The organism is Planococcus sp. 1R117A, from assembly GCF_051417975.1.
GTDB classification, from domain to species: domain Bacteria; phylum Bacillota; class Bacilli; order Bacillales_A; family Planococcaceae; genus Planococcus; species Planococcus shenhongbingii.
Window position 1 is genome coordinate 709,101 of sequence record NZ_JBPRLO010000002.1, and the last position, 17,538, is coordinate 726,638.

The following is a 17,538-nucleotide window of genomic DNA, read 5'->3' on the forward strand; positions in this document are numbered from 1 at the left end:
CTTAAACTTCAGTACGTTGGAATTGGGATAAAAAGCGGACGTCGTTCGTATAGAAATGGCGGATATCTTCTACGCCGTATTTCAGCATCGCGATTCGTTCAGGTCCCATGCCGAATGCAAATCCGGTCAGGCGTTTTGAATCATAGCCCGCCATTTCAAGTACGTTTGGATGAACCATGCCGGCACCCAGAATTTCAAGCCAGCCGGTTTTCTTGCAGACGTTGCAGCCGCTTCCGCCGCATTTGAAGCAGGAAATATCCATTTCAACAGATGGCTCCGTGAACGGGAAAAAGCTTGGGCGCAGACGGATTTCACGGTCATCGCCGAACATTTTCTTTGCGAATACTTGAAGGGTTCCTTTCAAATCACTCATGCGGATATCTTCGCCGATGACCAGCCCTTCGATTTGCGTGAACTGATGGGAATGTGTCGCATCGTCGTTGTCGCGGCGGTACACTTTCCCCGGACAGATGATTTTGAACGGCTCGCCTTTCTTGATTTCCATCGTGCGTGCCTGTACAGGCGAAGTATGCGTACGCAGCAAAACTTCATCTGTTATATAGAAGGTATCCTGCATATCGCGTGCCGGATGTCCTTTTGGCAAGTTGAGCGCTTCGAAGTTGTAATAGTCTTTTTCCACTTCCGGACCTTCTGAGACTTCATAGCCCATGGAAATGAATAAATCTTCGATCTCCTCAACTACGCGCGTCAGCGGGTGCGGATTCCCAGTTTTTACAGGGCGTCCCGGCAACGTGATATCAATCGTTTCGCTTTGCAATTTTTCATTGATCGCTTGTTCTTCAAGAATCGCCATGCGCTCTTCAAGAGAAGCTGTCACTTCTTCGCGGATCACATTGACCAAAGCTCCCATTTTTGGGCGCTCTTCCGCCGGCAATTTCCCCATACCTTTCAATAAATCCGTAATCGGCCCTTTTTTGCCTAAATAGGCAACGCGGACATCGTTCAATTCTTTCACATTCGTTGCCGCTGAAATTTTCTCCAGCGCTGCTGTTTTTAGTTCCTGCAATTGTGCTTCCATTTTTTCTCCTCCTCTAAACATAGAAAAGCCCCGTCCCAAAAAAGGGACGAGGCATTATTCGCGGTACCACCCTAGTTATTGCGCTATGGCAATCACTCATTTACATAACGGCTCTTCACCGGCCTGTCTTTACAGCATTGTCTGCTGGTCCCGTCAGGCAGCTCGCGGGGTGAACTTCCGAGGCGTTTTGCATATCCGCACTTCCAGTCAAGGTGCAGACTCCCTTTTTGCAACTTCGCAACGTACTTTTCCCGGTCACAGCTTTTGTTATTTACCTCTCAATTATACGAAATTCCGTAACTTTAATCAAACTTAGTTTTTCGGCACCAGGCTGTACAGCAGGATTCCGGTAGCTACAGCTACATTCAGTGATTCTGCTTCGCCGTATAAAGGGACCACCAAGTTCTGGTCCGTCTTATTCAGTAAAACCGGATCCACGCCGCTGCCTTCATTGCCGACAATCAAAGCGAATTCTTCCTGGCTCGTTACTTCATGTGCAGGCGTCGCGTTGACTAACGCAGTCCCGAATATGGGAATGCTGCGGTTTTTGAGTGAAGTCGTCCACTCGGTCAATTCACCTTTTACGACAGGAATCTGGAAATGGGAACCTTGCGCGGAACGGACCGTTTTCGGATTGAACGGATCAGCGCAGCCTTTTCCAAGAACAACTGCATCGATGCCGCTCGCTGAAGCGGTGCGAATCATTGTGCCAATATTGCCTGGGTCCTGGACAGCATCGATGAGCAATAATCTGCTCCAGGATTGCTGCTCGTCTTCTGTAAATTCGGGCTGTGCGCAATGGGCGAAAATTCCCTGTGAATGCTCTGTTTCAGAAATTTCTTTCGCCACCGCTGCGGTTACCGAGTAGTGCGGAACATCCGATACGTCCCAGTCATCCGGAATGTCAACGCCTTCCCGGACGATCAATGACTTGATCAAGTTTTTGTTTTTCAACGCCTCTTCTGTCAAATGGAAACCTTCCACCAGAAACTCCGCAAATTTATCGCGCTCTTTTCTGGTAGTGACAAGCTTTTTCCAATGCTTGACGAGTGAGTTTTGAATGGATTCAATTCTTTTCATTATGTGGTTCACGCCTTTATTTCAGAATAGCTCAAGTATAGCATATAGAAAAGCGCAGGTGCCCGTGCAGATTCGACGGGCATAAGATAAAACCTTATGTCCCTTACCATCTGGCAGCTGAAGTCTTGGCAAAGCTTACAAGTTTTTCGTAAAAAAGTCGAAGCCGAATGCTGTAGCGAGTCCAAAAAAGAGTGTCCACACGGCAATGCTGATCGTTAGCCAAAGTGTCGTATTCTTTTTTGTCGCACCAAGCGTCATTCCGATGAAAGCCGCAATATGGGTGCCGATGAGAATCGGACCCAGCAACGCGAGTCCCGGTAAGCCGTATTTATTCCAAATCCTTTTTGCCCGTTCGTTTTTCTTGGAATGGGCTTTCCCTTTTTCCGCTTGCCGCTTTAAGTACCAGACTTTAAATTTATCAAAACCGATAATGAGCGCCAGCACCGTCAGCATATTGCCGACAAAGGCCATCACCATTACCCAAAACGGCGATAATCCCCAGACAATGCCAAGCGGAATGACCAAGGCAATTTCAAGCCATGGAATCGCGGCTCCTAAAAATACTAGAAAATATTCATAAATCATTCAGCTTCCTCCTTCAAATGTTTGCTGACTTCGCGGTAATAGATCCAATACTGGCCAAGCGCGATGCACAGGATTCCCCAAATGATGAAAATTCTCGGCACCGGCATGACGATGGCAAAGGCTGCCAAAAGAGGCAATCCCCATGTAATGAACGTATAGACTTTTTGCGCTGCTTTCCGGGTAATATACGTCATGCCTTCATCCTGCTCCATGTATTCAGGGGGACGAATCGAAAATGCAGAAATTCGTTGCGCCGGATTTCTTTTATTGTGGCTTCTCAATTTGTAGGCAAAAATTGCTAGCATGATCAAATACAAAATCACTGAGCCTACAGCAAACATTCCTTCTGCCGGTCCGATACTTACTGAAATGCTTGTTTCATTTTCTGTTTCAATCACTTCTGTAATCGGCGAACTGATGCCATAAGCAAAAATCCCCAGTACCACGATAAACCCCATCATCCATAATGGATACTGCAATCGAAAATCATTTTTCATCCTCTTCGTCCCCTTCCAGCCAGAATAATTCATCCACATTCGTCTGCAACGCTTTCGCCAATTTCAGCGCCAGTGTAATCGAAGGCGAAAACTCCCCTTTTTCAATAAACGCAATCGTCTGGCGCGTGACCTCCACTTGCTTGCCTAAATCACTTTGCGTAAATCCGTACCGTGCCCGTAACTCCTTCACTCGGTTCTTCAGCATCCGCTTCATCCTTTCTCCGTACGATGTTCGGTTTATATAACATAATGTATAGTTCACTTAACATTAAGTCAAGTATAATTAACATTCTTTTTCTGGCAGCTGTTCGCTGGCGAACAGCGGACCGGGGTGATTGTATTTAAAATGCCCTCCGCTGGCTGCGGAGGGCATCGGTTCATGAATATAGTTGAAAACCCGATAGATAAGGGCGTTAGAATGGATGCTTTTCGCGGGCGGAAAGCGTGAAAAACTCTAGGTGCAGCCATATATCTGCGTTCGTTCAAGTTTATCTGCGTTCAAAATATTTTATCTGCGTTCGCCAAAATATATCTGCGTTTAATTATTTTTATCTACGCTCAGAGAAATATATCTATTTTCAATGAATCTACGCCTAATTAAACTTTCAATTTGTATTCTCTTCCTTTTAATTCACCGGTTTTCTCTAAATTTAATGTCCCTAATAAGCGAGTAGCTACCGGTTGTGATTCCATATCACAAAATCTTCGAAAATGCTGATTCGTCAACGACCTGCTGATTAACGAAAAATATTCTTGAACAGCAAATTCACGTGCTAAAGGATCATTTCTTTTACACAAATTACATTGCCAACTTCTATTTTGGCGTTTCATTGAATACGCCTCACATATTGGACAATAAACACCACTTTTCAAATCTGCGATGTCAATCCGATAATATTCACATAAAGGAATTCTTTGATAAGGTGCAGTGTTGCTTTCAATCACTTTTCTGATTTTCGTTATCTTTAATGAGGTATTTCCTTGAGGATATTCTTGAAGAATACTATGAAGGTACTCCACCATTTGATAAGTTTTGCAAATGTGCTTATCTTTCGGCTTCGACATAAACTCGCATTGCTTGGGGGTAAACACTACGACGCCATCTACAGACAACTTGATTTTATTCTTTTTAAACCAAGTTTCAAGAAAACGAATATGTTTATTCAACTGTATGACTGGATCTTCCATCACTGTTTTTTCATCTTTTTCATCAAAACGATAAAATTCTTCTGTGTCTTCATCAAAGAAAATCTTCCCGCTAATATTCTTTGATTCAATGATCACAGCGCAATTCGCAGTCAACAGCAGGCCATCTATCTGAACTTTCCAATCACCTATACTTAAACTGACGTCCCACATAACATGATGCTCTTCTTCGGAATAAAACTCTTTAAACTTTTTCTTAATTCTTGCTTCTCCGAGATTTCCTGCTTTACTTCGATACAATTTCACTTCAAGAAACTTTCTGTACGAATGAGTTTCAGGCAAGCGATTCAAAAGACTTTCCAATGCCTCTGTCTCTGACAGCAAAGCAATTTCTCTCTTAATATTAAACCACCTCCAACTTTTAATTAATTGAAGTATAGCATTCTGACTAGCACTTACTGTTATAAATTTTTTCAACAGCTTTTTATAAAGAACGATGTTCTGATTTGATGATTTTCGCAAGTGCTTCTTTGCAGAAACAAAAAACCTCCGCCAAAGGCGAAGGTCTCATCTCGATCATCACTCAAACGTAATGCGAGCAACGGTGTCTTTATCCAATTTCTTAATCACTTCGATGATCAGCTTGACTGCATTCTCGTAGTCATCGCGGTGCAGGATGCCCGCGTGCGAGTGGATATAGCGTGTCGCTACTCCGATTGAAAGTGAAGGCACACCATTTGCTGTCAAATGGATGGAACCTGCATCCGTTCCTCCCCCAGGCATTGTTTCAAATTGATACGGAATGCCAGCTTCTTCAGCAGTATCGAGCACCAGCTCACGCAAGCCCCGGTGGGAAACCATTGAAGCATCATATAGCAGAATCTGCGGGCCCGCTCCCATTTTGCTGTTGGATTCCTGGGAAGAGATTCCCGGTGTATCGCCTGCAATACCGACATCAACCGCAAAACCGATATCCGGCTGAATCTTAGATGCCGCTGTTTTCGCACCGCGAAGACCTACTTCTTCCTGAGCAGCTCCAACGCCGTAAACGATGTTCGGATGATCAACGCCTTTTAATCCTTTTAATACATCAATTGCAATAGCACAGCCGATGCGGTTGTCCCAAGCTTTTGCCATGAGCATTTTGTCGTTGTTCATGACGTGAAATTCGAAATACGGCGTAACCATATCACCTGGTGTCACGCCCCACTCTTTCGCTTCTTCGCGCGTGGAAGCGCCGATATCAATGAACATATCTTTGATTTCAACGGGCTTTTTACGCGCTTCCGGCGTTAAAATATGCGGCGGCTTTGAGCCGATGACGCCGATGATTTCTTTGCCGCTGCGTGTTGTAATCGTCACGCGCTGTGCCAGCATGACTTGCGACCACCAGCCGCCGACTGTCTGGAACTTCAAAAATCCTCGATCATCAATCTGAGAGATCATAAAGCCGATCTCATCCAAATGTCCAGCTATCATGATTTTCGGGCCGTCTGCTGCTCCTTCTTTCCGAGCGATCAAACTTCCTAAACCGTCTGTCTCCACCGAATCTGCAAATGGTGCTATGTATTTTTTCATGACTTCGCGCGGCTGCCGTTCGTTGCCAGCAATCCCATTCGCATCTGTCAGTTCTTTTAACATTGTCAATGTTTCATCCATATTCGCCATTAGTTCGACCCCCTAAATGTTTATTTGTTTATTATAAATGAAAACCTTAGCATTATCAAAAAATTCTACTAGTATCCTTCATTTTGGCGGTCGTAATTGGTTTGGTTTTTGGCGATATAAGCCTTTAAAACTTCCTCATATGTAAATCCGAGCTCCACTGCAATGGCTCCATACCAGCTCCAAATTTCCTGATAATTTTCCATCGAATAATCTTCAATGAATTTATGTATAGCCGATTGGGTGCCTAAAAACATTTCGGTCAAATCTTCTTCAGATATCGGCTTTGGCCAAGTTGCCAAATGTGTTAATTCTTTTTCAATGCCGACGGACAGCAGAAAATGAATCGAATCCACGTATTCTTCCAAAATCACTGCTCGGTCTGATGGGCCTTTCGTGCTCCAAAACTTAAAGCAGCGTGTTTCATTGGCGAGTTCCGCAAGTTCCACCAGCAAAGCCAAGCCTTTTTTCCGGAAGACATCTTCACTGATTCCCTGATTGGTTTGGATAAAACGGTCTAATTCTTCCTGCATTTTAAACAATTCTTGCAGTTCCATAAAAACACTCCTTAATATAAATAAAATCTTGAAACTATAATACTTGTCATCCGTATATTATACATTAGAACAATTGGAGACAGGGGGACTTCATGTGGCTTTTTTAATTCGCCTTATTGTTATTGCCATTATACTTTACTTAATCTACCGCTTGTTCCGCTATCTTTTAGATCCAACGCGGAAGTTCGATGCAGCTGTTAAAAACGGCGCCTATTATTTTTATGATGATGTGAATAATGTCCGCAAGAATTTTTTCATTACGATGCGCGGGGTTGTCTTTGAAGGAGAAAAGTATATTGGCGCGACAGAAGAAGCATTTGAAGTAGCATCCATATTTGTATGGGTTGAGAACCCCGAAAAACTGCATGGATTTACAAAAGATGATTTTTATTTTTTGGAAAAAGAAATCAGGATGCATTATCCAAAAGCTCAAATCAATTGGAAAAATCCGATTGAACAATTAATGAAACACCAAGGGTGAACGCTCACCCTCAGCTAATCGTTTGGTAACTCCATACAAGAATCGCCGCATCAATCACAGCAAGCATCAGGAAACCCACTCGGAAATTGGTATGGCGCGTTTTGTGGCGGAAGAACATCATGCCAAGGTAAGCGCCAATGCCGCCGCCAAAAATGGCTGCAGTCCACAAATTCTTTTCAGGTATGCGCCGGCCACGCCGCTGCGCCTGCTTTTTGTCTATGTACATCATGGCAAACGCCAGAACAGACAGTAACACAAAATATCCAAGGATAATCAAAAACATGTGAATGCCTCCAAAGAAAAAGACTGGCGAGTTTTCGCCAGTCTTTTCATTATGATTTTTTATTTGTTCATTGCATTTTTAGCTTGGTCAGCCAATGCAGTGAAAGCAGCTGCATCAGATACAGCGATTTCAGCTAGCATTTTGCGGTTGATGTCGATTCCAGCAACTTTCAAACCGTGCATTAGACGGCTGTAAGAGATGTCGTTCAAACGAGCTGCTGCGTTGATACGAGTGATCCACAATCTGCGGAAGTCACGTTTTTTGTTGCGACGGTCACGGTAAGCATAGTTACCAGACTTCATCACTTGTTGGTTAGCTACTTTATATTGAATGTGCTTAGCACCGTAATAACCTTTTGCTAATTTAATTACCTTTTTACGACGCTGGCGCGTCACTGTTCCACCTTTTACGCGTGGCATAATCCATTACCTCCTGCTTGAATATAAAAAATTCGATTTTTTGTTTTTGTCTAGACTGCAGCGCCCAGATTCTTGGGATCATAAGCCAAAGTGCCTGTGCGGCAAAAAGCGCCGCTTCGCCCCTTCGTCTTATGCCCGTCGAATCTATACGGGCGCTTGCGCTTTTCTTACTTCATGTTGTAGATCAAAGATTTGATGCGTTTCAAATCGCCTGCAGAAACAAGTTTCCCTTTGCGAAGGTGACGCTTTTGCTTAGTCGATTTGTTTGCAAATAAGTGGCTTGTGTGTGAACGGTTGCGTCTTACTTTACCAGTTCCAGTTTTTTTGAAACGTTTTGATGCACCGCTATGGCTTTTCATTTTCGGCATTTCGAGTTCCTCCTAAACAATTGTACTATTATTCTTTTTCGTGTAGTGGCGCAAGCATCAAGAACATGCTGCGGCCATCCATTTTAGGGCGCTGTTCAACCGTCGCTACTTCCTTGCATGCTTCTGCGAAGCGTTCAAGGACGCGCTGTCCGATTTCTTTGTGCGTAATCGCACGGCCTTTAAAGCGGATTGAAGCTTTCACTTTGTCGCCTTTTTCAAGGAACTTGATCGCATTGCGAAGTTTCGTGTTGAAATCGTGTTCGTCAATTGATGGGCTCAAACGAACCTCTTTGACGATGATGACTTTTTGATTCTTGCGGATTTCGCGATCTTTCTTTTGCTGTTCGAACTTGAACTTACCATGGTCCATGATGCGTGCAACCGGTGGCTTAGCTTGTGGAGCCACTAGTACAAGATCCAAGTTGACACGGCCAGCAATTTCAAGTGCTTCGGTACGTGTTTTAATGCCGAGTTGTTCACCGTTCTGATCAATAACCCGTAGCTCACGTGCACGAATACCTTCGTTTACATTAATGTCTTTGCTAATATTAATCCACCTCCGGATAGTGTCGCGAATAGCTTAAATGTTCAAACCGACGATTGCCGGTTGACAGGTTCCGATCCAAAACAAAAACGGATGGACCACAGAGGTCCACCCGCAAATTATGACAACACGCAAAAGCGTGAAAAAGTCAATATCGTGTATACCTGCCAACAATCGGTCGATCAGGTGAGAAGCGGGTGCTCCTGCTTTGCACATATAAGTATTCTATAACCTTATTTATAATATCACGCTACCGTATGCATGTCAACCTACTTAGCGAAGTTCGCTTTGAATCAATTTCAAAAAGTCGTCAAAAGGCATGCTTTCGGATTTTTGTTCTCCGTATTTGCGGACATTGACCGATCCGTTTTCCAGCTCCTGGTCCCCGATGACCAGCATATAAGGAACTTTCTGCATTTGGGCTTCGCGGATTTTATACCCCAGTTTTTCATCGCGCTCATCAATATCGACGCGCAAGCGCTGATTTTGCAGTTTTTCCTGCACTTCTTTTGCATAATTGCTGTGGGCGTCCAGTGAAACCGGAATTACTTCCACTTGCACCGGAGCCAGCCAAGTCGGGAAGGCTCCTTTATATTCTTCGATCAGAAAGGCTACAAAACGTTCCATTGTTGAAACGACGCCACGGTGGATAACGACCGGCCGATGCTGCTTGCCGTCTTCTCCGATATAAGAAAGGTCAAAGCGCTCAGGCAAAAGGAAATCAAGCTGGACAGTCGACAAAGTTTCTTCTTTGCCAAGAGCAGTTTTCACTTGGACATCCACTTTCGGCCCGTAGAAAGCCGCTTCGCCTTCCACTTCAGTATAAGGAAGTCCTAAATCATCCATGGCTTCTTTCAGCATTGCCTGTGCACGTTCCCACATTGCATCATCGTCGAAGTATTTCTCTTTGTCTGCTGGATCGCGGTAAGACAAACGGAATGAATAATCTTTGATATCGAAGTCTTTATATACTTCAATTACTAAATTGACTACACGTTTGAACTCATCCTTTATTTGGTCCGGGCGCACAAAGATATGCGCATCGTTCAATGTCATGCCGCGTACTCGCTGAAGGCCAGATAAAGCACCAGACATTTCGTAGCGGTGCATCAAGCCCAGCTCTGCGATTCGAATCGGCAAGTTGCGGTATGAATGGATACCTTGTTTATAAATCATCATATGGTGCGGACAGTTCATCGGGCGCAATACCAGTTCTTCATTGTCCATCTGCATAACCGGGAACATGTCTTCCTGGTAATGATCCCAGTGTCCGCTAGTCTTGTACAAATCGACGCTTCCCATTATCGGAGTATAAACGTGGTCATAGCCCAAGCGCTCTTCTTTGTCGACAATATAGCGCTCGATGATGCGGCGGATAGTTGCACCTTTTGGCAGCCACATCGGCAAACCTTGGCCAACTTTTTGGGAGTTCATGAATAAATTCAGTTCTTTCCCGATTTTGCGATGGTCGCGTTCTTTTGCTTCTTCCAGGAAAGCCAGATGCTCTTTCAAGTCTTCTTTTTTAAAGAAAGCAGTACCGTAGATGCGCTGCAGCATTTTATTGTCGCTATCGCCTCTCCAATAAGCTCCCGCGACACTCAGCAATTTAAATTCTTTTAATTTTCCAGTTGCTGGCACGTGGATGCCGCGGCAAAGGTCGAAAAATTCGCCTTGCTCGTAAATCGATACTTGCTCATCTTCCGGAATCGCTTCAAGAAGTTCCAGCTTATACGGATCTTCGATAGCCGCGAAACGTTCTTGCGCTTCTGCCCGGGAAACGTCTAGACGCACAATTTCCAAGTTTTCATTGATGATTTTTTTCATTTCCTTTTCAATTGCTGACAGATCTTCAGCTGTGATCGGTTGTTCAGAATCAATATCGTAATAAAATCCATTTTCAATTACCGGACCAACACCAAATTTAGCATCTGGATACAAGCGTCTAACCGCTTGAGCTAATAAGTGGGCAGTTGAATGACGAAGAATTTCAATGGCTTCGTCAGACTCTGGAGTGATGATGGCAATGCTGCCGTCTTCATTGATCGGTGATTTCAAGTCGATTAACTGCTCTCCCACTTTACCAGCCAATGCTTTCTTGCGAAGCCCCGGTGAGATGGATTGAGCAATTTCTTCTGTAGTTGTGCCTTTTGGAAACTCCTTTGCTGCACCATCAGGGAATGTTAGTTGGATCATGTCTGACATATTTACTCTCTCCTTTTGTAAGATGCGTCGATTTCAATGCTGCTTACTTCCTCATAATTAAATCAGCATTGAAATGCCACGCTTTCTTCTGTAGTTTTTTTGAACAAATAAAAAAAGCCTCATCCCAAAGGGACGAAGCTCTGTTCGTGGTTCCACCCTTCTTCTATTCGGGATAGAAAAAACTATCCAAAATGAAGCTCTGCATCGGCTAACGGGCCGGTACCGTCAGCTGCTACTAAAAAAGTTCACAGCTGCTGCTCGAAGGTGGTAAGCGTTTTGCCGGTACTTAAGAAGCTTGCAGCCTGGGCTTCTCTCTCTGAAAGTCGTACAATTCCGCTATTGTCCTTGTCAACGCATTTTAAATCATAGTTCGATTATTTTTACTATACTGCTAAAAAATCAAAAACGCAACCACCTGTTCAAAGAAAAACACTTACTCCAACGGCCGATTCTACTTTTCTTTATTAATTTCTTCTATTTGGGCCATCCAATTTCACTGGGATTGTCAAGGCACGGATGCGTTCCATGACACGCGCCGCTTTTAAATCTTCTTTTTCGCCGCGCTGTGAGTAAGTCAGATGATGCTGAAGTTCGGAATAGCTGAAATTGGACGTCATGAAAGTCGGCAGCCTTTCTGCCATGCGGTAATGCAGGATGGTTCCCAGCACTTCATCGCGCGTCCAGCTCGACATCGCTTCCGCGCCGATATCATCAAGCATCAGGACGTCCGCTTTTTTTACATAATCCACTTTTTCCTGCAATGTCTGGTCGCCGATCGCCTGCTTCATCTCGCGCATAAATTCCGGCACAAATACCAGCACGGTTTTGACGCCCATTTCGGCAAGTTCATTTGCCATAGCACTTAGCAAATATGATTTGCCGACACCGAATTTGCCGTAGAGAAATAGCCCTTTTTCAGGAAGGTTATCTGGACCGGTTGCTTTTTCCAAAAAGTCTCCTGCCGCCAGAAATGCTTCCATTCTTCTCGCATCCGGTTCAAAATCTGAAAAAGTCGCCTGCAGCACTTCTTTTGGCATATACATGCTGTGTATCATTGAAGAAGCACGGCGTTTATTGTCATGCTCATTTTTTAATCGGCAAGGAGTATAGGCAATGCCGATATTGCCGCGTTCCAGAACCAGATTCGGTTCAAAGCCTTTTAGCGTGTTGATGCAGTTTCCGAGGCTAGGGCATTTATTGCAATCATGCGATTGATTGATATACTCATATAGCTTTCCAAGTCCTTTATCAACAATGCTTTTATCAATATCCGCCGAATGGTCTTCCAGGAACTTTTGAACGCCTGGATGTTCCAGCACTTCTTTCCGCATATCATTATAGCGTTCCGAAAAAGCAGGGGCATTCACTACCCGTTTCAGTGTTTCGCGAATCGGCTCCATTTAATCACCTTTACCTTTCTTCAGCGCAAGTTTTGCGAGAAGTTTTTGTTTTTCCACTTCCAATTTATCATTTTTCGGTTCGCCTTTAACTGCAGGAGCCTCATCTTTTTGATAAAACCATTCAGGCAATTTTTCTTCCCTCACTGGTTTCCTGCTTGATTTAGCTGTACTTCTCGATGCCGCAGTTGGAGAACCTTCCGATTTCCATTTAACGTACTGCTCGTGTTCAGTGCGCGCTAATTCCATCGCATCTTTCGCTGTCGTAACATTTTTGCGCAGCCAATGGGATGCGATTTTTTCAACATAGGCTTTGGTCAGTTTCATATCGGTTCGAAGCAGAACGTATTGCAGCAGCACATTGACCACTGCCGGCTCCATTCCATATTGCATGACCAGCTGATTGGCCAATTGGACATCTGCCGGCAGCGGTTCTTTGCCGTTGGCAATATCGCGAAGCACTTCAACAGGTGAAGCCGATTCCAAATACAAAATCAGCTCGTCTTGCCTTGTTTTCGGCTTTTCCACAATCTTCGGTTCAGTTTTGTGTGCTTGGACTAATTGCGGTGCTGTTGTCGCCACTGTCAATTTATAATATTCAGATGCTGCCTTTTTTATTCCATCGGTTGTCAGCTTATAATCATCATCGATAGCCAATAAAATCACTTTTTGCATATCAAGCGGTCCCCAACTGTATAGAAACGCCAGTTTCGCGATGGTGTCTTTTATCATAGCCGTCAGTACTCGGGTTGGCACCAGCTGTTCTGACAATCCTTGCCGCAGCAAGCCGAAATCAAAGTCTGAATCGGTTTGGTAGCTGCCGTTTTTGCGCTCTTGCAAATCCGGCTGTTCCGTAGGATATCCGGCTTTTGCATGGACGGGCTGATAAATATCCGTGAATGTGCGGGAAACTTCTTTGAAGCCTTCGCCTATTTCCGTATGTATCATAAAACGGTCTCTCACTTTCCGGTAAGCAGATTCCCCAATTTTGCTGAATAAAAACATTGACAGTAACGGGTCCATGAAAAAGCTTTTTGGATCAAGCGGAGGGCATAGATCATAGATGAAGGAACGGTTTTCAGTGTCTTTGCGGTAAGTTCTCAGCAAACCGATGGCTTCCAATTGAATGCGCGCTTCAAAGATTTTGGCAATCGGAATGCCGAGAATATTCATCAATGTATAATGAGTCGCTTCTTCTTTTGCTTCTTCCCCTTCGGCCCAAAGCGTCATATAAAAAGAGACAGCTTCCGCACCGATCAGCGGCTGATACAGCAAGGTCAATAATTGGCGGTCATAATTGGAAAATGGATACGGCAACCGAATTTTAAAAGAATCCGCAGCTTGAAGTTCTTTATATAGTGCAGACATGGTTCACCGCCTTACTCAGATTTCTTGTCTTCTGGATTCTTTTTAAGTAAATCCTTCAATTCGTCAATAAACACCGTAATGTCTTTGAACTGGCGGTAAACGGAAGCAAAACGGACATATGCAACTTCATCGATGTCCGCCAACCGGTCCATCACCAGTTCCCCGACATCTTCGGATTTAACTTCAGCATTTCCAGTGCGCCGAAGCGTTTTTTCAATATCGAAAACTACTTGTTCTAGCACTTCCAGCGGAACAGGCCGTTTTTCGCATGCCCGGATCAATCCTCTTAATACTTTCTCGCGACTGAACTCTTCACGGGATCCATCTTTTTTGACAACAATCAAAGGCATTTCTTCCACTTTTTCAAAAGTGGTATAGCGGTAACCGCAGGATTCACATTCCCGGCGCCTTCTTATGGACTTATTATCATCGACTGGCCGCGAGTCAACTACGCGTGTACCATTATGCTGGCAAGCTGGACATTTCATTTTGACATCTCCCTAAACTTTGTATCTGCTCTATCTAGTATAACAAAATTTCTTCTGTAAAATAGAAAAAGCAGAGGATTTTATCCTCTGCTCGTTGTTTTCATGTTAAATGGATTATGCATTTACTGAAACTTTGGCTTTTCCAACACTGACCGGACCCATTCCGCGAGGCACTTCTACAAATTCACGTGTACCGGAATTAAGTGCTTCTGCGATATAATTTGCTGCAATTGTCGGATCAAGATCTCCACAAGTATATACATCAATACTTGCGTATCCGTGTTCCGGGAAGCTGTGGATCGTTAAGTGAGATTCAGAAATGATGACCACACCGCTTACGCCTTGAGGTGCAAATTTATGAAAAGCTACTTCTCTGACTTCCGCTCCGGATTTCAGTGCTGCATCAACAAAAGTCTGCTCGATAAAATCCATATCGTTTAATTTGTCAAAATCACACTGCCAAAGTTCTGCAATTACGTGACGTCCCATTGTTTCCATGGTTCGTTTCCCCCTTTGATATCATTTTGTTTTGATGCGCAAAATATTCAAAGTTGACTACCACGGGGGAAAGTTAGTCCAAAGAGGTCCTAACCCTTTAAGCAGTCATGTGAATAAAGATTGCTCCATCCGTTGCCATATAAGCATTGGTAACGAAGAAGTTCGCAGCCGTTTTTGGCTACGAATGTTAGTATATGACGTATTGAAATGAAATGCAATAAATATTACTTAAAATTAATTATTTTTTTCAGGGAATTTTTTCATAAAAAAGCCGCATCCCTGTTGTATAGGCGATGCGGCTTCTACTAATTATCAAGCATAAACGATTGACTTTGCTACTTTTTTCGCTAAGTCAACCACTCGTGCCGAATAGCCCCACTCATTATCATACCAAGCCAAAACTTTCACTTTGCGGTCTCCGATTACCATCGTGGATAATCCATCAATGATTGCAGATTGGGTTGTTGTATTAAAATCAACCGAAACAAGCGGCTCCATCGTCAAGCTGAGAATTCCTTTCAGATTTCCTTCAGAGGCTCTGATAAACGCTTCGTTAACTTCTTCAATTGTTACATCTCGTTCAAGATCAACCACTAAATCCACAAGAGATACGTTCGGTGTTGGCACGCGAAGAGACATGCCATGCAATTTTCCGTCAAGTTCAGGAAGAACTAAAGAGAGCGCTTTCGCAGCACCCGTCGAAGTCGGAATAATCGACTGTCCACAAGCACGGGCACGGCGTAAATCTTTATGCGGATTGTCTAAATTTCTCTGGTCATTTGTGAATGAATGAACAGTTGTCATTAAGCCATTTTCAATGCCGAATGCATCATGCAATACTTTAGCTACTGGTGCTAAGCAGTTTGTTGTGCAGCTTGCGTTGGATATGACATCGTGTTTCTCAATTTCTAATTTATCATCATTTACTCCCATTACAATCGTGATATCGACATTTTTTCCTGGAGCAGACAAGATAACTTTTTTTGCACCTGCGTCCAAATGAAGGCCAGCTTGCTCCCGGGAATTGAATTTCCCTGTCGCTTCAATAACGATATCAATGCCCATTGCTTTCCATGGCAGTTTTAAAGGATCCCGTTCATTGACGAGTTGAACCCGTTTACCGTTGACGATTAATGCATCTCCTTCTGCAGAGACGTCGCCCTCGAAGGTTCCGTGATTTGTGTCATACTTAATCAAATGCGCTAAAGTTTCAGCAGGGTAGCTGGCATTAACAGCTGCAATCGTGATGTCATCCATTAGAATAGCCTGTCTGAAAACCATGCGGCCAATACGGCCAAATCCGTTAATCGCAATAGAAACTGTCATGTACGAGTCCTCCAATTAAATAAGTTATACTTAAATTTTTAATTCGTTATATAGTATAACACATTTTACGGAATCTGGAACCTTAAAGTAGTATGAATTATCATTCTTCTATACTTTTTTCTCTCCACTGCTCCAAAATGCGATTTAACTGCCATTTGGTCTCTTCAACTGCGCCATTATTGTAGATGACGGCATCCGCACCTTCTTCTTTTACCGACATCGGCAACTGTGAAGAAATGCGGGCTTTCGCCTCTTTTTCTGTTAAACCATTACGTTCCATCAGGCGTTTCAACTGATTTTCTTCCGTCACACTGACTACGAGAACTTTATCGACCATATGCTGCAGCCGGCTTTCAAAAAGGAGCGGTATATCCATGATGACAATTTCATGGCCGTTTTTGAGTAATTCGCTTCGCTGCCTGATCATTTCCATCCGGATTGCAGGATGAATTACATCATTCAGTTTTTTTCGGCTTGCCGGATCGTTAAATATCAATTCGCCAACTCTTTTCCGATCCATGCTGCCATCCGGAAGAATGATTTCTTTGCCGAATAATGCTTCAATTTCCTGCAGTGTTTCGCTTCCCGGCTCTACGACAAGACGGGCTACTTTATCAGCATCTACAATTGGATACCCCAATTCTTTCAGCATTTCAGATACGGTACTTTTTCCGCTGGCAATGCTTCCGGTTAAACCGATTATCATATCATGACCTCACTTTTGGCAGGTTGGGCAATACACAGAAGTCCTTCCACCGATTTTCAGTGATTTCGTCGTGCTGCCGCATACCATGCATTGTTTTTTTCCATACATTCCGAAACGATTCTGCATACTGCCGGATTCCCCGTTTATATTCCGGTAATCCGATATCGTACTGCCGCCAGCTTCGATGCTTTCCAGCAATATGGCGACAATCGCTTCAAATAATTGTACTTTCCGGATGCGGCTTATTCTGCCAGCTGCCCGGTTTGGGTGAATTTTCATTTTGTAAAGTGCTTCTGTTGCATAAATATTGCCGCAGCCGGAAATAACCTGGCCATCCATAATCACTTCTTTAATCGCTTTGTTTTTATATTTCGGGCTGTCTGCCAGCTGCAGGAAATGTTCCAATGCCCCTTCTGCAAATGGTTCCGGCGCCATTAAAAGAAGCGGAGGATAATCCGCTTCTTCCTTCAGTACTCTCATTTCCCCAAAACGCCGTATATCCGAGTAGGCAAGCAAATTGCCATCGCTTAGGGTCAGCACAACATGGACATGGCGCCGAAATTTGTCTTCATGGATTGCCATCAGGCTGTCGACATAAAACCAGGCCCCCGACATGCCCAAATGATTGACGAGTAAAAATTCCTCTTCTGTTTTCAATGTAAAATAAATATATTTGCTGCGCCGTTCAACGCTGATAATCTGTGCTCCGATCAAGCTGTCGATAAACGAATCAGCTTCCATCTTTTTAATAATGGCTTCTTTTCCATTCGTTTTGGACACGCGGATGGTATCTGAAACAAATACTTCGCGAATCTTTTTCCCAATGGCGGCCGGGCGAATCAGGCGAACGACGCCTTCCACTTCTGGAAGTTCAGGCATCTGCAAGCCC

Annotated in this window: 21 protein-coding genes and 3 other annotated features; of the genes, 1 reads left to right on the forward strand and 20 read right to left on the reverse strand. The window is 43.9% G+C overall.

Annotated features, from left to right (window positions below):
• Window position 1: 1 nt before the first annotated feature.
• From pheS to ACSFXN_RS08975, 8 genes are all read right to left on the reverse strand, one after another.
• Window positions 2–1,039, reverse strand: coding sequence for a phenylalanine--tRNA ligase subunit alpha (gene pheS / locus ACSFXN_RS08940; RefSeq protein ID WP_437149765.1), 1,038 nt, complete (start codon window positions 1,037–1,039; stop codon window positions 2–4).
• Between the two features lie 39 nt (window positions 1,040–1,078).
• Window positions 1,079–1,307 (reverse strand) — a binding site (T-box leader).
• Window positions 1,308–1,351: 44 nt separating this feature from the next.
• Window positions 1,352–2,119: a TrmH family RNA methyltransferase gene (locus ACSFXN_RS08945; protein ID WP_437149766.1), complete on the reverse strand. Its 768-nt coding sequence runs from the start codon at window positions 2,117–2,119 to the stop codon at window positions 1,352–1,354.
• 135 nt (window positions 2,120–2,254) lie between these two features.
• On the reverse strand, window positions 2,255–2,704 hold the full coding sequence (locus tag ACSFXN_RS08950) for a small multi-drug export protein (protein ID WP_437149767.1): 450 nt from the start codon (window positions 2,702–2,704) through the stop codon (window positions 2,255–2,257).
• A complete protein-coding gene (locus ACSFXN_RS08955; protein ID WP_437149768.1) occupies window positions 2,701–3,201 on the reverse strand; it encodes a hypothetical protein in 501 nt (166 codons plus the stop codon). Before ACSFXN_RS08955 ends, ACSFXN_RS08950 begins: the two co-directional genes overlap by 4 nt.
• A complete protein-coding gene (locus tag ACSFXN_RS08960; protein ID WP_437149769.1) occupies window positions 3,191–3,406 on the reverse strand; it encodes a helix-turn-helix transcriptional regulator in 216 nt (71 codons plus the stop codon). The genes ACSFXN_RS08955 and ACSFXN_RS08960 overlap by 11 nt, the downstream gene beginning before the upstream one ends.
• Window positions 3,407–3,798: 392 nt before the next feature.
• A complete protein-coding gene (locus ACSFXN_RS08965) occupies window positions 3,799–4,731 on the reverse strand; it encodes a nuclease-related domain-containing protein (RefSeq protein ID WP_437149770.1) in 933 nt (310 codons plus the stop codon).
• A 195-nt stretch (window positions 4,732–4,926) separates the two neighbouring features.
• Window positions 4,927–6,015: a M42 family metallopeptidase gene (locus tag ACSFXN_RS08970; protein WP_437149771.1), complete on the reverse strand. Its 1,089-nt coding sequence runs from the start codon at window positions 6,013–6,015 to the stop codon at window positions 4,927–4,929.
• Window positions 6,016–6,083: 68 nt separating this feature from the next.
• Window positions 6,084–6,569, reverse strand: a complete 486-nt coding sequence (locus ACSFXN_RS08975) for a dUTP diphosphatase (protein ID WP_437149772.1) — start codon at window positions 6,567–6,569, stop codon at window positions 6,084–6,086.
• A 94-nt stretch (window positions 6,570–6,663) separates the two neighbouring features.
• Here ACSFXN_RS08975 and ACSFXN_RS08980 point away from each other — a divergent pair, with 94 nt between their 5' ends.
• The gene (locus ACSFXN_RS08980) at window positions 6,664–7,050 is read left to right on the forward strand and encodes a sigma-w pathway protein ysdB (RefSeq protein WP_437149773.1); all 387 of its coding nucleotides are present in this window, start codon (window positions 6,664–6,666) and stop codon (window positions 7,048–7,050) included.
• A 10-nt stretch (window positions 7,051–7,060) separates the two neighbouring features.
• Here ACSFXN_RS08980 and ACSFXN_RS08985 read toward each other — a convergent pair whose 3' ends face one another.
• From ACSFXN_RS08985 to mutM, 12 genes are all read right to left on the reverse strand, one after another.
• Window positions 7,061–7,333: a DUF1294 domain-containing protein gene (locus ACSFXN_RS08985; RefSeq protein WP_437149774.1), complete on the reverse strand. Its 273-nt coding sequence runs from the start codon at window positions 7,331–7,333 to the stop codon at window positions 7,061–7,063.
• Between the two features lie 59 nt (window positions 7,334–7,392).
• Window positions 7,393–7,752: a 50S ribosomal protein L20 gene (rplT, locus tag ACSFXN_RS08990; protein WP_036804741.1), complete on the reverse strand. Its 360-nt coding sequence runs from the start codon at window positions 7,750–7,752 to the stop codon at window positions 7,393–7,395.
• Window positions 7,753–7,919: 167 nt separating this feature from the next.
• Complete coding sequence (rpmI, locus tag ACSFXN_RS08995; RefSeq protein WP_204890291.1) at window positions 7,920–8,120, reverse strand: 50S ribosomal protein L35; 201 nt, start codon at window positions 8,118–8,120, stop codon at window positions 7,920–7,922.
• A 28-nt stretch (window positions 8,121–8,148) separates the two neighbouring features.
• Complete coding sequence (gene infC / locus ACSFXN_RS09000) at window positions 8,149–8,667, reverse strand: translation initiation factor IF-3 (protein WP_437149917.1); 519 nt, start codon at window positions 8,665–8,667, stop codon at window positions 8,149–8,151.
• Window positions 8,668–8,739: 72 nt separating this feature from the next.
• Window positions 8,740–8,879, reverse strand: a sequence feature (ribosomal protein L20 leader region).
• A gap of 58 nt (window positions 8,880–8,937) precedes the next feature.
• On the reverse strand, window positions 8,938–10,866 hold the full coding sequence (gene thrS, locus ACSFXN_RS09005; RefSeq protein WP_437149775.1) for a threonine--tRNA ligase: 1,929 nt from the start codon (window positions 10,864–10,866) through the stop codon (window positions 8,938–8,940).
• 125 nt (window positions 10,867–10,991) lie between these two features.
• Window positions 10,992–11,227, reverse strand: a binding site (T-box leader).
• A gap of 103 nt (window positions 11,228–11,330) precedes the next feature.
• Window positions 11,331–12,266 carry a primosomal protein DnaI gene (gene dnaI, locus ACSFXN_RS09010; protein ID WP_300992308.1) on the reverse strand — a complete coding sequence of 312 codons (936 nt, stop codon included), beginning with the start codon at window positions 12,264–12,266 and terminating at the stop codon, window positions 11,331–11,333.
• Window positions 12,267–13,631, reverse strand: a complete 1,365-nt coding sequence (locus ACSFXN_RS09015) for a replication initiation and membrane attachment family protein (RefSeq protein ID WP_437149776.1) — start codon at window positions 13,629–13,631, stop codon at window positions 12,267–12,269. It abuts the gene before it with no gap.
• Between the two features lie 11 nt (window positions 13,632–13,642).
• Window positions 13,643–14,119, reverse strand: coding sequence for a transcriptional regulator NrdR (nrdR, locus tag ACSFXN_RS09020; protein ID WP_437149777.1), 477 nt, complete (start codon window positions 14,117–14,119; stop codon window positions 13,643–13,645).
• Between the two features lie 114 nt (window positions 14,120–14,233).
• Window positions 14,234–14,617 (reverse strand): adenosylmethionine decarboxylase, encoded by a 384-nt coding sequence (speD, locus tag ACSFXN_RS09025; RefSeq protein WP_300992305.1) that lies wholly within the window; start codon window positions 14,615–14,617, stop codon window positions 14,234–14,236.
• A gap of 312 nt (window positions 14,618–14,929) precedes the next feature.
• Window positions 14,930–15,943, reverse strand: coding sequence for a glyceraldehyde-3-phosphate dehydrogenase (locus ACSFXN_RS09030; protein ID WP_437149778.1), 1,014 nt, complete (start codon window positions 15,941–15,943; stop codon window positions 14,930–14,932).
• A gap of 100 nt (window positions 15,944–16,043) precedes the next feature.
• Window positions 16,044–16,649: a dephospho-CoA kinase gene (gene coaE, locus ACSFXN_RS09035; RefSeq protein WP_437149779.1), complete on the reverse strand. Its 606-nt coding sequence runs from the start codon at window positions 16,647–16,649 to the stop codon at window positions 16,044–16,046.
• A gap of 9 nt (window positions 16,650–16,658) precedes the next feature.
• Window positions 16,659–17,528 (reverse strand): bifunctional DNA-formamidopyrimidine glycosylase/DNA-(apurinic or apyrimidinic site) lyase, encoded by an 870-nt coding sequence (gene mutM / locus ACSFXN_RS09040; RefSeq protein WP_437149780.1) that lies wholly within the window; start codon window positions 17,526–17,528, stop codon window positions 16,659–16,661.
• Window positions 17,529–17,538: the final 10 nt, after the last annotated feature.